Source organism: Labilibaculum euxinicum, from assembly GCF_009795715.1.
In the GTDB taxonomy this organism is placed as follows: Bacteria; Bacteroidota; Bacteroidia; order Bacteroidales; family Marinifilaceae; genus Labilibaculum; species Labilibaculum euxinus.
On the sequence record NZ_WTCR01000003.1, the window covers coordinates 195,247 to 208,095 of the forward strand.

Genomic DNA, 12,849 nt, shown 5'->3' on the forward strand with positions numbered 1-12,849 from the left:
CTATTTGAGTTGATCTTGGATATTTTTAGTTATTGCAGATTCAACATCTCCAGTATGAGCCGTAGTTTTATTTTCTATCAGCATGATTTTGCATTCTTCCTTTGCGGATACCCGATGTTGAGTGCCTTTCTTAACGATGTACATATCTCCGGCATTCATAGTAAACGGTTCAGAGCCTTCAACTTCCATTAAAAGGCTGCCTTCAATGATATAGAACAGTTCATCTTCATTTTTATGATCGTGCCACGGTAGTTCGTCGCCTTTTATTTTGGCAATTTTAACGTAAGAATCGTTTACTTCTCCAATCACTTTGGGAGAGAAATATTCATTGATTTTTTTGAAGTTTTCGAGTAGGTTTGTTTTCATTTTTTTTTTTGAAAGATAAACACTTAAAATTGAACTTCTTTCTTTGATCGTTAGAATACATGGAAATGTCTCAGTTTAATAGTCTACCTTGTAGTTCAGCGGATTCGTTCCGCATACACATTAATTGATTCAATTGAATACAACATTTGATGATTTGGTCAGGACTTATTTAGAAAATAATGTTGGCCTGGCAGATAATTTCCTGAGTGAAACTCTGGCCTCTCAGCTTAAAAGCAATTTATTAGGATTGTTGTCGCAAAAACAGATGCTTCCTGCCGGGATTGGAAATAATACTGATTTAGTTCACAATCAATTAATTCGCAGCGATAAAATACATTGGCTCGATCGAAAACATCATGATGAACACGAAGACTGTTTTTTTGATTTGATGGATCGTTTTGTAGCCTATTTAAATCAGACTTGCTATACAGGCATTACCGGATATGAATTTCATTATGCTCTTTACGAAAAAGGAACTTTCTATAAAAAGCATCTCGATCAGTTTGTGAATAATAAGGGAAGAGCTTTCACTATGATCATGTATTTAAATCCGGATTGGAAGCCGGGTGATGGCGGCGAATTGTGCATTTACCATTCGGATCACAATCAGTGTATTTCTCCGCTTAACGGCAAATGTGTTTTTTTTAAGAGCAGTGAACTCGAGCATGAAGTTTTGCTCAGTAATCAGCCACGCTTAAGCATTACCGGATGGTTAAAAACCAGTTGATTGGTTTTGGGAGGATTGAAAAATAAAAACCCCAGGCTTTTTGAGCTTGGGGTTTTTATTGATCATATATTCTTTAGGCTGCTGCAGCGTCCTTTTTTGACTTTCGGTACAGGTAAGAGTTGAAAATGCTTCTTTTGGCAAAGCGATACTGCTTATCTGAATTGATGAATTTATTGAATACGTTTTTTGGAACGCCAAAATATTCATAAGTAGTTCCATCGGTGAAAGAGATTTCAAGCAACAAGCCTTTGTGTTTGTAATCAGCAATGCCCGATTCGGTAGTTGTTGAAGTATATTCTTCCAGGTTTGCTTCAATTGTCTCCGGAGCAATACTCACTAAAAAGTGATAAGCATCAATAATCTCGCGGCTTTTGATTTCTGCTTCAGCAAATTTTTCATCATCAGATTGAAATTTATCAGGATGCCACTCTTTAACCAAATTTCGATAAGTTGATTTTAATTTCTTAAGATCAGTATCCTGATCAACATTAAATAATTTTTTGTACGCATTAACTCGCTTCATACAGGCTCTTTCTAAAATTCTTAATTGATATATGTAAAGTGTTTTTTTAAGGACACTTCTTCTTGCTTTTTCGCAAAACAGTCGCAAAAGTACATATTTTAATGTTCTGATTGAGAAGTAGCTTCGCTTTTTTTATCTATTCTATTAATTCCTTGGTTTGTGAAATTTTAATAGAAGACAATTCACCCCGGTTACAAGGTCAGTATAATTTTGTAAAGACAAATTTTGACGCGATATTTTTACCAAAGAAATAGGTGCTTTTAGTCTTGATAAACTTACTTATTCATCATTTTGTCATCAATCATAGTACGAAAGTCATTTAATATTGGATTGGTATTTTTGTTGTTCCAGACAGCCCGCAAGGTTGTTCTCTGAGGTATTTTATTCAATTCAATAAATTTAATTGCCATGTCGTAGCCTAATTTCAGAGAAGTTGGTACAATTGAAACACCAAATTTATTTTCTACCAGCCGGTATATCGAACTGGCATTAACCGTGTTGTGCGAAATCAATGGTGCAAAACCACTTTCATCGAAAATTTGCATTACTTTTTCAAAATACGATTCACTGTACGAAGCATCAAAAAAGATGAACGAATCATTTTTAAATTGAGACAAATTCGTGAAGTTCGATTCGTTAATTGGGTGATCTTTAGGAAGAACTAAGGAAAATGTATCTTCGAAAACGGATTGGATGCTTAATCCTCTGGGCACTCGTTCCATTCTCACAAAACCAACATCAATTTCATGATTAAGCAGTGCCTGAATTTGTTTGTTGTTGTCCATTTCTTTTAAACTGAAAAGAACATTTGGATGAGTTTGCTTAAATTTTAATAATAGTTCAGGGATCACATCCTGCATGGCAGAACCAACATAGCCGAGATTCAAATTGCCATTCAAGCCGTCATGCAACAATTTAGCATGGTTTATAATTTCATCCAAACGTTTAAAGTTAGTGGTCAACTCTTTTTGCAGGTAAAGACCGGCCTCAGTAAGTTTTACTTTTCGGTTGTGGCGTTCGAACAAGCTGATTCCAAGAATTTCTTCCATTTGTTTAATCTGCCGGCTTAATCCGGGCTGCGATATAAACAAGCTTTCTGCTGCTTTTCTAAAATGCAGATCTTCGGCTAAAGCAAGGAAATATTTGTAATGTCTGAACTCAATTTGATTACTCATAGTTATTAAATGATGACAATAATAGTCTTGTTGAGTATCAAAATTACGAATAACTTTGTAATAAAAAATAAATCTACTTGAATTATGTTTAAATACGGAATTGATCGACTAAATGTTGATAAGACGATACAAATTGCTCGGGGAGAGCTAAAAGCGGGATTAACTGCAGAAGCTGTCAGTAAAGTGAATGCCTGCAGAGCCAAGGTAGAAACAATGGCGAAGTCCAATAAAGCTTACTATGGAATTAATACAGGTTTTGGCCCTTTGTGTGATACTCAGATTTCGCCGGAAGAAACCAGTAAATTGCAGGAAAACTTGCTGATAACTCATGCTGTAGGTGTTGGAAATCCTATTGGTAAAGAGCTATCTAAAATCATGATGATTTGTAAGGTACAAGCATTGGCGCAGGGTTTTTCGGGTGTTCGGTTGGAAGTGATTGAACGTATTTTATTTTTTATTGAAAATGATTTGGTTCCAGTTGTTCCGGAACAAGGTTCTGTTGGTGCTTCGGGCGATTTAGCTCCTTTGTCGCATTTATTTTTACCTCTTTTAGGGGAAGGTGAATTTTGGATCGGCAAAGATATTGTTCCTGCCAAAGAAGTATTGGCAAAGCATGGACTGAAGGCTATTCGTTTGGAAGCAAAAGAAGGTTTGGGTTTGATTAACGGAACTCAGTTTATTTTGGCTCACACCATACGTGGTTTGTATAAAATGGAATATCTTCTTGATTTGGCTGATGTTGCAGGAGCAATGAGTCTGGAAGGTTTTCAGGGAAGTGCAGCTCCTTTCAAACCGGAATTACATGCTATTCGTCCGTTTAAAGGAAATATTAAAGTGGCGGAACGCATGCGTATGCTGTTGGAAAACTCAGAAAATTTAGCGGGCCATATTGATTGTGAACGTGTTCAGGATCCATATTCGTTACGTTGTATTCCACAGGTTCATGGTGCATCCAGAAATGCATGGTATCATTTGAATGAGCTGGCTGAAATCGAAATGAATTCGGTGACAGATAATCCAATTGTATTAAGCGATACCGAAGCTATTTCAGGCGGTAACTTCCACGGACAACCTTTGGCGATGGCTTTGGATTACTGTTCTATAGCGGCATCGGAGCTTGGTAATATTGCCGACAGAAGATGTTACCTGCTGTTGGAAGGTAAATTTGGATTGCCTCGTTTGCTGACTGCAAGTGGTGGATTAAATTCAGGATTTATGATTCCTCAATATACTACTGCTGCTTTGGTAACCGAGAACAAATCACTTTGTTTTCCTCCGTCAGCAGATAGTGTTCCAACTTCATTAGGACAGGAAGATCACGTTTCGATGGGAAGTATTTCGGGACGAAAATTCAATCAGATATTGGGTAATATAGAGAAAATATTTGCCATTGAATTGATGTATGCTGCTCAGGCATTGGAATTCAGAAGTCCTAATCATTTTTCAGATATCATGACAGAAAATTTCAAAATTATCAGAAGTAAAGTGGATAAACTAGAAGATGACCGTGTTTTAAAAGATGACATCTACGCAATGATTGATTTTGTGAAGACCAGAGCTTTTATTGTGAAATAGTAAAGACAAAAGTATGACATTTCAGGAACAGATATTGAAGGGGATTCCAGCCGAATTACCTGCAAAAAAAGCATATCCGAAGGATGCGAACAGAGCTCCTAAAAGGAAAGATATTTTATCGGTAGAGGAAAAGCAGTTGGCGATTCGTAATGCTCTGCGTTATTTTCCTAAGGAATGGCACAAAGAGTTAGCTGTTGAATTTGCTCAGGAATTACTCGATTTTGGACGCATTTACATGTATCGGTTTAAGCCGGAATACAAAATGTATGCAAGGCCGATTCAGGAATATCCTGCTAAATCAATACAGGCTGCAGGTATTATGCTGATGATGCAGAACAATTTAAATCCTGCAGTAGCTCAGCATCCCGAGGAGTTGATTACTTACGGCGGTAACGGAGCTGTTTTTCAGAATTGGGCGCAGTACCTGCTTACCATGCAGTATTTGGCGACCATGACCGACGAGCAGACTTTGAATCTGTATTCAGGCCATCCAATGGGATTGTTTCCTTCTTCGAAAGGAGCTCCAAGAGTGGTGGTTACCAATGGTATGGTTGTTCCTAACTACTCCAAACCAGATGACTGGGAAAAATTTAATGCGCTGGGTGTATCTCAATACGGTCAAATGACAGCAGGATCGTTTATGTACATTGGTCCGCAGGGAATTGTTCACGGTACAACCATTACTGTGATGAATGCTTTTCGTAAAATCCTGAAAAAGGGAGAAACTCCTTCAGGAAAGATTTTTTTAACTGCCGGATTGGGTGGAATGAGTGGTGCGCAGCCAAAGGCCGGAAATATTGCCGGTTGTATTACCGTAGCGGCCGAAGTGAATCCCAAAGCAGCCAAAAAACGTCACGAGCAGGGTTGGGTTGATGTTTTGATTGATTCGATGGACGAATTGGTTGCCCGTGTAAGAAAAGCACAGGGGACCAACGAGGTGGTTTCCATTGCATTTATTGGTAATGTAGTTGATGTTTGGGAGCGTTTCGATGCGGAGAATATCTTCATTCATATTGGTTCCGATCAAACATCATTGCACATTCCATGGACAGGTGGATATTATCCTGTTGATACTTCCTATGAAGAATCGAACAGATTGATTCGTGAAGAGCCTGAGTTGTTTAAAGAAAAAGTGCAGGCAACATTACGCCGCCATGCTGCTTCTATTAACAATCATACGGCAAAGGGAACTTATTTCTTCGATTACGGGAATGCCTTTTTGTTGGAAGCTTCCCGCGCCGGCGCAGATATCATGGCTGAAAATGGAATTGATTTTAAATACAAATCATATGTTCAGGATATTTTAGGTCCAATGTGCTTCGATTATGGTTTTGGACCTTTCCGTTGGGTTTGTGCTTCGGGAAGAGCTGAAGATTTGGATCAGACCGATGAAATTGCAATGAATGTGCTGCAGGAAATCATGGAAAGTTCTCCTGAAGAAATTCAATTGCAGATGCAGGATAACATTACCTGGATTAAGGATGCTAAGAAGAACAAAATGGTAGTTGGTTCGCAGGCGCGCATTTTATATGCCGATGCCGAAGGACGTTCGAAAATTGCTGAAGCTTTCAACAATGCCATTGCAGCCGGTAAAATAGGTCCGGTGGTTTTGGGCCGCGATCATCACGATGTGAGTGGAACAGATTCTCCTTACCGCGAAACTTCCAATATTTACGACGGCAGTAAGTTTACTGCCGATATGGCCATTCAGAATGTGATTGGTGACAGCTTTAGAGGAGCTACCTGGGTGTCGATTCACAATGGCGGCGGCGTAGGCTGGGGAGAGGTTACCAATGGTGGATTCGGAATGTTATTGGACGGAACCCGGGAAGCTGATGCACGCCTGAAAAACATGTTGTTTTACGATGTAAACAACGGTATTGCCCGACGCAGCTGGGCAAGAAACAAGGAAGCGATGTTTGCCATTAAACGGGAAATGGAACGCACACCTGATTTAAAGGTAACCGTTCCCAATCTGGTAGATGACAACCTGCTGACTGATCTTTTTTAAAAATCGTTTTTAGATCAAAATAGAATTGGTTCAGGTATTTCCTGAACCAATTTCATATATACGAATTTGTAGTTGTGGAGAGAAGAGATAATGAATCGATAAATGCTGAATACAGGCCTGCTGAAAAAGGATACTGGGAGGGACGCAAGTCAAATCCAGACATGGGAAAACAGTATTGGCACCAGCAAATTGAATTTGTAAACTGGGATGAATTGAATCAGCAGTCTGATGATTCAAAGATCGATATTGCCATTTTGGGTTATGTTTGCGATGAAGGAGTACGACGGAACCGCGGAAGAATGGGAGCGCACGAAGGACCTAAGGCGATTCGCGACCGATTGGCCAAATTACCCATACACTTCGAGTCCAAACGCGTGATTGATGCCGGCAATATTGTCTGCAACGATGACGATATGGAAGCTTGTCAGGCACTTTTTTCCTATGCAATCTCCGACTTAATAAAACAGAAAATATTTCCGATTGGCATTGGTGGCGGGCACGATATGTCTTACGCACATTTTATGGGAATACGCGATGCCGTTAAGGAAAATCCGAAGCGAAAAGTGGGAATTATTAATTTCGATGCGCATTTTGATCTTCGCCCGGTAGAGGGGAGAGGAAATTCCGGAACTCCTTTCAATCAGATTATTTCGGAATGCCACGAAAAGGGCGGTCTGGTAGATTATTATGCCATTGGTATTCAGCAGCAATCCAACACCAAAGAATTGTTCGATATTGCCAAAAGAGAGCACATCAACTATTCGATTAATTACGATTGTGAATCATCAGCTATGGAAATGGAAAGCCTTAAAAACAAACTGGCACCCATTATTGCCAATAACGATTACCTGTACATTACCATCGATATGGATGGCTTTTCGTCGGCCTATGCACCTGGCGTAAGTGCGCCCTCTCCATTGGGTTTCACACCTTATTTTGTGTTTAAATTGTTGAGTTTTTTATTCGCAACAAAGAAAGTCATTGCTTTTGATATTGCAGAGTTAAATCCATCGCTCGACAGGGACATGCATACGGCGAGCCTGGCTGCCAAAATTGTCGATTTTGTGGTGTTAAATTATGAATCTCCTACCTAAAATGGAGGGAATAGAGTTTTTACGGCTGTCATCAAAATATCATTCTGATTCCTTGTTTTGATCTGCTTTTTTAAACCAGTTTTTAGGGTTCAGGTAGGTTTTGTATTTGCTAAAAAGCTCTTTTCCCACCATTATTCCTCCAAGCCAAAACAGCACTTCGCCAATAATCAGAGATATGGTTGAGATTGTAATTTTGGTTGTCGCTTCCATTTCGAGGAATGGAATTATAGCTATGAAAAGAAAAAAAGGAATACAGAAAATAATCAAAAATATTCCGACTCTGATTATCCAGTTCTTTTTTTTCATATTGCTGCTATTTAGTTGTTATGCCTAAATTTTACCTTGTGTATCGGAACCGTATACGTACGGCGAAGCCTTAATGAATACCTTATTGTGAAATTATTTTGTGAATAAACCCGCTTGGTTTGTACTGAGCTTGCGAAGTTTCTGGTGGTGTGAAAGCCTCTCCCTGCTAGTTATTACTAGCGGGGCGGGCTATTCGATTGTGCATAGTTTTTATTCTTCAGGTTTTATCCAATCAGCTCCATCCACATAAAAAAGATATTGAATATAGTCAGTCGTCACTCTATTCTCATTTATTGGGATTCCTCCAAATAATTTAATCAGGCTAAAGTTATCTAATCCTCTATTTGATTGATTGTACGGTGAATTTGTGCCATCAAGCTTAAATAAATTAATTGAGTTCTTAGCCGATACACGTTTAAAATCCTCAATACCTTTTATATATCCCAAAAATATATTGCCGTTGCTGTAGGGTAATCTGGTATAAGTATTATTATCAGCTAAATAATCTGGTAATCCTTGACTTGGCACAGTAAGATGAGAATGATTATAAAGAGCAATCAACGAAACCATATTTCCACTTAAAAAGGAATTTGTCTTAATTCTTCCACCTAAGGTATTATCAATACCCTGCAAAGAATGATATAAACCAAAACATCCATATATTTTTTTAGATTCCCAATCATTTTGTTCATAATACCTAAGGAAATTATCATACATAAATTCATCTCTGGATTTAATTTTTTCAAGATTCGAACAGTTAAATTCAATATTTGATAATAATAAACTATCCTGCTTTGAGAAGGACGTAGTCCTAACTATTTGAGGTATATTAGACGAAACCCAATTAATTAAAGAATCTTTACTTTCAGGAATTTCGGCAGAATAAGTTAGAGGCAATTTTTCTTTTAAAAGTCGATTTAATAAATTAAAATCATTAAGTCTATTTAAACCATAAACTTCAAATTTCTTTGTATCATCCAATTGTTGGTAATATTTTTTGAGGTTCCCCCATTTTTTGGCTCTGTATTCAGAACTTATAGTGCCAATATAGACAACCCATTTATTAAGTATTTTTTCAAGACTTAAATCTGTGGAATCCTTTAGGTATCTGTTAATATAATAGGATTGTGGAATATCCATTTCTGCAATATAGGTTGTAATATTATTTTGCTGATTGAGATATTTAAAAGTTGCTACATCAATAATAGGTGAAGTTCCCACTTCGTGTATTTCTCCAACTAAAAACAATTGATTGTCAGAAAAAGTATTGTCGAATTTTAGCGGAATAGAATCATTAATCTGAGTCGATATTAATTTATGTTTCTTTAAGTAATCCACATACTTATTCCCTGTTAAATACTCATTTATCAGAAATCCTAAATAAACTACTCCTATCAATCCAATTATCAATAAAACAACTTTTCCTGTTATTTTTACTATTCTCCTCATTTGCAATGTCTTTCTTAATTATGTACAACGGTAAATTGTATGAGTAGTGGCAGATTGCGTGGTAGTTTCCTGTCAAACCGCGGCGCAGTCTGAGCGGGCTACAAACCTTGATATTTAAGACTTTACCTGCCATTACTTATACAAAATGTGTGTGCCTTGAATGGTAAATTTAATAAAAGTTCTTTTATAATGTTAAGTTTTATAAAAGAAAGTCCAGAGGGTGCAAGTCCCTTATGCACTGGGGTGACTCCTGGAAGCATCAGCAAGTGGCAAGGTGGTTTGGGTTGACCCATGCACTGAAGTAAGCCAACCGGCAAAAGTCTGAACTGACGAACAGGAACGGGATATGAGGCATTGTTATTCGGGTAAGTAGGCACATCACTGCAAAGCCCCACGAGTACCAAAAGGATAGCGATGTAGATTCCGCAGGATTAGATGGAAGGACATTTACCTTACCAAGGGAGATCTCATCAACCACGAGTTGGTTATGGTGAGAAGTCAGCAGAGGCCATAGTAGCTGTAAGACCATGAGCCACAAATAGAGACTGTGGAGGACTCACAGAGCAGTGAAGGGCTGAACGTTAAGCTGTTCCAAATGTTGCAAAGAAGCTGTTGTTTTTAGGCTCTAGCTTTGTGTTAAGCGGAACAGGGAAAAGAAAAAGTAAATTAAAATGATTGAACAAATACTTACACGCAAGAATATGGTGCGGGCGATGCATCAAGTCCAGAAGAACCAAGGTTCAGCAGGAGTTGATCGTATGCCCGTGACTAAACTCTCAGATCTGATGTCAATTGACAAAGCGGAACTGACACAGAGTGTTCGTTCGGGTAAGTATTTGCCTCAAGCCATTTTAGGAGTTGAGATTCCAAAAGGAAACGGGAAGATGCGCTTATTGGGTATCCCGACTGTAACCGACCGTTTGCTTCAGCAAGCTGTACTTCAAATTATCACGGCAAAGTTTGAGTTCGATTTTTCGGACTCTAGCTTTGGTTTTAGACCCAATCGGAGTCTGCATCAGGCAGTACTAAAAGCTCAGGGATACATCAACGATGGTTATCAGCATATCGTTGATATTGATTTGAAGACCTTTTTTGACGAAGTGGATCATTGTCATTTGTTGCAGTTGTTATATCGTAAGGTAAAATGCCGCGACACAATGCGCCTGATTCGCAAATGGTTGCGTGCCCCGATCTTAATCGACGGCAGGTTGGTCAAACGTCGGAAAGGTGTACCGCAGGGGAGTCCACTGAGTCCGTTACTGTCCAATATCATGTTGCATGAACTGGATCGGGAACTGGAAAAACAGGGACTTAAATTCATCCGCTACGCCGATGATTTTAGTATTTATACCAAATTGAAAGCTACCGCCCGACGAGTAGGCAACAAGGTTTACAAGTTTTTACGAAATAAACTCAAGTTGACAATTAATCGGGAAAAGAGTGGCATTCGGCGACCTGTTCATTTTACCGTTCTGGGTTTCGGTTTTGTGCCGACCTACAAGAAAGGTGAACGGGGTAAGTATCAATTGGTAGTATCGGACAAAAGTTGGAAGAAACTGAAAGAAAAGCTGAAAACAATCACTCGGAAAACGACACCGATGAGCTTTGAAGAGCGCATTCAAAAACTGAAAGAGGTTCAAAAAGGTTGGGTAAATAACTTCCGTATGGCAAGTATTTTAGTCAAGCTTCAAGATCTTGATGGTTGGATACGCAACAGACTCAGATATTGCATTTGGCACCATTGGAAGAAACCCGAAAAGAAAAGGCGAAGCCTTATCCGCTTGGGCGTTCAGCAAGGACAAGCCTATGCATGGAGTCGATCACGAATGGGTGGTTGGGCGATAGCTCAGAGTCCGATTCTGAGAACGACCATTACCCTTGAAAGATTGCAGAAACGTGGTTATGAATCTATGCTCGACATTTACAAGAAAATTTCCCCACAACTTAATGAACCGCTGTATACGAGACCCGTACGTACAGTGGTGTGAAAGCCTCTCCCTGCTAGTGATTACTAGCGGGGCGGGCTATTCGATTGTGTGTAGTTTTTAATTTTTTGTAAATAAAAATTGCCCTCCTCCTTGTTTCAATATCATCGTTTTTTCAGAAGGATTAAATTCCATAACAATTCCTGCTTGGTCAAATTTAAACTTATCTTTTTCAGTTGCTTCAAGTGGAAATGATGATTGTCCTGTAGCTTGAGCTATTAGTGTATTGTTATTTTTCGTAACTGTTATTTTCATTGGTAGTTGTGCAGAAGAGTAAATTCCTAAATATTTATCTAAATCTTCAGATTTAACTTCAATAGTTGAAAACGTAGGGGTTTCGTAAGGTTTATTATAAACAGCGCTTAATACAGAAATCGAGATATCATTATTGGTATAGTTTGTTCCGTTTGAAATTAAGGCATAGGAAATATCTCCATCTGAGAAATGTGAAAAAACGGAAGTAAATCCATCAATGCCTCCAGTATGACCGAAACCAACTTTGTTATAAAATGGAATTTGAAACAAACCTATTCCGAAATTTTCTTTAATAGTCATCATTTTCTTTAGACTCTCACTATTTAGCAGTTGTCCGTCAAACAATGCGTTACTAAATTTTACTAAGTCTATAGGAGTTGAAACAATTCCTCCTGCTCCCATTGGAACAGAAATATCCGTTTCAGGGACTAATTTCCATCTATCTAAATATCTGTATGAATTACACTTTTTATTGGAATTATTAACAGTCTCTCCGAAATAGGTGTTTTTCAATCCGATTGGGGCAGTAATATATTCTTTTAATAATTCTCCATAGGATTTCTGATAACTCTTTTCAAGGATATAACTTAATAGAATGTAGTTTGAATTACTATATTGAGACTTACTGTTTGGTTCAAAATCACTTCCTTTGTTTGCGATAATTGTTACCATTTCTTTTTCTGTCTTGGGTTGAGTATTCCAAGTCAAATAATCTTTATCGTCAGTGAAATTATGTATGCCACTTCTGTGATAGAGCAAATCTTCAATTGTTATTTTATTGGAGTTTTCAATTGTTGGAAAATACTTATTAATTGTTTGATTTATGTCTATTCTTTTCTCTTCAACTCCTTTAAATACCAATACTGCAGTAAAAGTTTTCGATATGGAACCTATACCATATTTTGTGCTTTCGTTGGCTTTGAGCTTTTTCTCGTAATCAGAAAATCCTAATGATTTTGAATAGATAATTTCACCATTTTGTGAAACAGCAACACTGCCCATAAATTTATTATTTGACTCAAGAACATCGAAATAGTCATCCAGTTTGTCTTTATTAAAGTTTTGAGATAAAACAACTTGGCATAAAATACCCAAAGTCAGTATTACTAAAAATATTTTTTTCATTATCTATAATTAATGGTATGTAGTATCTCCGTTTAAATTCTGACCAACGGTAAATTTTAACCTTCAAATTACCCTTGAAATATTAATTTTCCTCGACTAAATTTTGCAAAATAAAGTGCAAAAAATGATATAAGTAGAGCTAAACCAGCAAATATTGTTGACCAATCAGGTTTATAAAATATCTCTGGTGGTGTTTCCATGTTAAATTTATTTTTCGATCGATGAATTCATGAAGCCTAACGGCAGTCTGTCTAAAAA

General features: G+C 37.8%; 11 protein-coding genes. 5 read left to right on the plus strand and 6 right to left on the minus strand.

The genetic code is table 11. From position 1 onward, the window contains the following. On the minus strand, window positions 1-366 hold the full coding sequence (locus tag GQR60_RS04710) for a cupin domain-containing protein (RefSeq protein WP_124991823.1): 366 nt from the start codon (window positions 364-366) through the stop codon (window positions 1-3). Window positions 367-499: 133 nt separating this feature from the next. Here GQR60_RS04710 and GQR60_RS04715 point away from each other — a divergent pair, with 133 nt between their 5' ends. Further along, window positions 500-1,093, plus strand: coding sequence for a 2OG-Fe(II) oxygenase (locus GQR60_RS04715; protein ID WP_124991824.1), 594 nt, complete (start codon window positions 500-502; stop codon window positions 1,091-1,093). A gap of 73 nt (window positions 1,094-1,166) precedes the next feature. Here the strand turns inward: GQR60_RS04715 and GQR60_RS04720 are convergent, their stop codons facing one another. Both GQR60_RS04720 and GQR60_RS04725 read right to left on the minus strand, forming a co-directional pair. Next, entirely contained in the window at window positions 1,167-1,616 is a 450-nt protein-coding gene (locus GQR60_RS04720; RefSeq protein WP_124991825.1) for a KTSC domain-containing protein, read from the minus strand. 275 nt (window positions 1,617-1,891) lie between these two features. Continuing rightward, a complete protein-coding gene (locus tag GQR60_RS04725; RefSeq protein ID WP_124991826.1) occupies window positions 1,892-2,791 on the minus strand; it encodes a LysR substrate-binding domain-containing protein in 900 nt (299 codons plus the stop codon). 84 nt (window positions 2,792-2,875) lie between these two features. On the opposite strand from GQR60_RS04725, the gene hutH reads away from it, so the two are divergent. From hutH to hutG, 3 genes are all read left to right on the plus strand, one after another. Continuing rightward, entirely contained in the window at window positions 2,876-4,366 is a 1,491-nt protein-coding gene (gene hutH, locus GQR60_RS04730; RefSeq protein WP_191991590.1) for a histidine ammonia-lyase, read from the plus strand. A gap of 13 nt (window positions 4,367-4,379) precedes the next feature. Beyond that, window positions 4,380-6,377, plus strand: a complete 1,998-nt coding sequence (locus GQR60_RS04735; protein ID WP_124991828.1) for a urocanate hydratase — start codon at window positions 4,380-4,382, stop codon at window positions 6,375-6,377. A 74-nt stretch (window positions 6,378-6,451) separates the two neighbouring features. Then, window positions 6,452-7,471 carry a formimidoylglutamase gene (gene hutG, locus GQR60_RS04740; RefSeq protein WP_306598736.1) on the plus strand — a complete coding sequence of 340 codons (1,020 nt, stop codon included), beginning with the start codon at window positions 6,452-6,454 and terminating at the stop codon, window positions 7,469-7,471. Window positions 7,472-7,510: 39 nt separating this feature from the next. Here the strand turns inward: hutG and GQR60_RS04745 are convergent, their stop codons facing one another. Continuing rightward, window positions 7,511-7,777: a transporter suffix domain-containing protein gene (locus GQR60_RS04745; RefSeq protein WP_124991829.1), complete on the minus strand. Its 267-nt coding sequence runs from the start codon at window positions 7,775-7,777 to the stop codon at window positions 7,511-7,513. A 210-nt stretch (window positions 7,778-7,987) separates the two neighbouring features. Beyond that, complete coding sequence (locus GQR60_RS04750) at window positions 7,988-9,226, minus strand: hypothetical protein (RefSeq protein WP_124991830.1); 1,239 nt, start codon at window positions 9,224-9,226, stop codon at window positions 7,988-7,990. Between the two features lie 671 nt (window positions 9,227-9,897). Between GQR60_RS04750 and ltrA the strand changes: the two genes are divergently transcribed. Then, window positions 9,898-11,214, plus strand: coding sequence for a group II intron reverse transcriptase/maturase (ltrA, locus tag GQR60_RS04755; protein WP_124991831.1), 1,317 nt, complete (start codon window positions 9,898-9,900; stop codon window positions 11,212-11,214). Between the two features lie 57 nt (window positions 11,215-11,271). On the opposite strand, the gene GQR60_RS04760 is transcribed toward ltrA, so the two are convergent. Then, window positions 11,272-12,591, minus strand: coding sequence for a serine hydrolase domain-containing protein (locus GQR60_RS04760; RefSeq protein ID WP_124991832.1), 1,320 nt, complete (start codon window positions 12,589-12,591; stop codon window positions 11,272-11,274). Window positions 12,592-12,849 lie beyond the last annotated feature (258 nt).

Coding starts and splice junctions, on each gene's coding strand:
- GQR60_RS04710 (WP_124991823.1), bottom strand. CDS start 366: ATGAAAACAAACCTACTCGAAAACTTCAAAAAAATCAATGAATATTTC.
- GQR60_RS04720 (WP_124991825.1), bottom strand. CDS start 1,616: ATGAAGCGAGTTAATGCGTACAAAAAATTATTTAATGTTGATCAGGAT.
- GQR60_RS04725 (WP_124991826.1), bottom strand. CDS start 2,791: ATGAGTAATCAAATTGAGTTCAGACATTACAAATATTTCCTTGCTTTA.
- hutH (WP_191991590.1), top strand. CDS start 2,876: ATGTTTAAATACGGAATTGATCGACTAAATGTTGATAAGACGATACAA.
- GQR60_RS04735 (WP_124991828.1), top strand. CDS start 4,380: ATGACATTTCAGGAACAGATATTGAAGGGGATTCCAGCCGAATTACCT.
- GQR60_RS04745 (WP_124991829.1), bottom strand. CDS start 7,777: ATGAAAAAAAAGAACTGGATAATCAGAGTCGGAATATTTTTGATTATT.
- GQR60_RS04750 (WP_124991830.1), bottom strand. CDS start 9,226: ATGAGGAGAATAGTAAAAATAACAGGAAAAGTTGTTTTATTGATAATT.
- ltrA (WP_124991831.1), top strand. CDS start 9,898: ATGATTGAACAAATACTTACACGCAAGAATATGGTGCGGGCGATGCAT.
- GQR60_RS04760 (WP_124991832.1), bottom strand. CDS start 12,591: ATGAAAAAAATATTTTTAGTAATACTGACTTTGGGTATTTTATGCCAA.